Here is a 1,811-nt window from a genome sequence, read left to right on the forward strand (position 1 = left end):
GGTAACCGTTGCACAACTCCACATTTTCAGTAATTTTCAAAGTAAAAGCATAAAAAACGACCTCCTTTAAAGCGATTTAAGGGAGGTTTCTATTTTTGCCGGGCAAAGAGAGTTCAGATTTTCAGGTGGCTTAAATTGAAGTGATGAGCGAACCATGGAGCCGGCTTAGAAAAAACCGGAGTATCCCTTCCGGAAGGTGCATAACCTGTGCATTGCTTTTCGGTTTCCGGGAGATGAACTTCAGGTATTTCTTCAGGTTGTAAGCCAGAGCTGCCATTAAAACATGCTTGTTGGCGTTTTTCATCCCTCTTGTATTCACCCGCTTCATACTGTGGAAGTTGATCAGCGTGCCCAGCACGGGTTCCACCGTAGAGCTGCGCCGCTTGGTGAGGAAACGGGTGTAGTTTTTGTCTTTGCTGAGTTTCTCGTGCATGGCATCGTAGAGCGGCTTGTGGATGCTGTCCTCGATCTTCTTGAACTTAGTTACCCTGCCGCAGCACTGGGCACGCAGCGGACAGTCCCTGCAGTCTTTCTCGCTGCTGCGGTAGCTTTTCTTACGGTAACCCTTGGAGTCGGTCAAAATTCTTTTAAAAACTAAAATGGCCTGGTTTCCGCCTTTCTTGTCGCAGCGGTAATAATCCTGTGCCTGCGTTTCTCCCTTCACAAATTCAAAGCCTTCACGCTCCGGTTTGTACTGACCGAAGTTGGGAATATATGCATTGATATTCTTCTGCCGGCAATACTCAAGGCTCTCCCCGCTGGAGTATCCGGCATCGGCCAGAACTTCTTCCGTGCTCAGCTGGTGCTGCTTCAGGTTAGAAAGCATCTGGTCTACAATCTCCGGCAGTATAGCGCTGTCCTTGCTTCCCGCTGTGCTCGCACAGGCTCCCGTGATTACGTGGTTCTTATCGTCCACCGCTATCTGTCCGGCATAGTTCAGCTGGCGTGCCTTGCCCGGTTTTACCGAGATTTTAGCATCGGGATCCGTGGGAGAATAATGGGTGTGATTGGAGAGGAACTTGGGACGCAGTTCGTTGCCGTCTTCATCCACTCTGTCGCTGCGGTTGCTTCCCGGCATGCCCCGGTATTCTTTGGCTTTCCAGGCGTGGTGCTGTTCTACAAGTTTCTTGCGGGCTGAAGTTACCTTGAACTCGCTGTTCTCCTCCAGTTCCTTCACAAACGCTGAAGCGTCTTCCAAAACTTCCTTTTCAACCAGGCTGTCCATGCTTGCATTGGCCTTAATGAAGGCAGAGTCCACCGCCTGTCTTTTGCCACGCACCATGCCTTTGCTGACGCACAGGCGCAGTATCTGCTGAAAAAGCTGCAGAAAGAGTTCCTCGCCCAATAATGCACGCGTTCTGGAGATGGTGGAATGCCACGGCAGTTTCTCATCCAGATCGTAGCCCAGGAAAAGGCGCACGTTAAGTGCATTGGAACAGTGGCGGATCAGCTCGCGGTCGCTGCTCAGGTTGTTGAGATAACCCACCAGAAGAATCTTGAAAAAGACCACCGGATCAATGCTGTCCTGCCCGCAACGGCCGTAATAATGAGAGGTTGACTGGTAGAGGAAGCCAAAGGGTACCTCCTGACTGATTTTACGGTAGAAATCATCCTCGGGAACGAGCCCGTCCAGGCTGAGTTCGTAGAAGATTTTCGGTTCAAATGTTTTCCTGCCCTGCATACGCTAATTTACTCAAAACAAACCATTTATACAACTGAATATCAATATTTTAAACACGTTTATAACCACATTTTCTATTTCTGAAATCTTTTTTACTGTATTTTTGAAAAAGGTTGTGCAACAGGCACAT

General features: G+C 49.0%; 1 protein-coding gene. It reads right to left on the bottom strand.

All coding sequences use genetic code 11. The features are described 5' to 3' along the window. Positions 1–130: 130 nt before the first annotated feature. The gene (locus tag MVI27_RS11805) at positions 131–1,681 is read right to left on the bottom strand and encodes an IS1182 family transposase (RefSeq protein ID WP_246962167.1); all 1,551 of its coding nucleotides are present in this window, start codon (positions 1,679–1,681) and stop codon (positions 131–133) included. Between the last annotated feature and the right edge of the window lie 130 nt (positions 1,682–1,811).

Source organism: Chryseobacterium salipaludis, from assembly GCF_022968825.1.
Taxonomy (GTDB): Bacteria; Bacteroidota; Bacteroidia; order Flavobacteriales; family Weeksellaceae; genus Kaistella; species Kaistella salipaludis.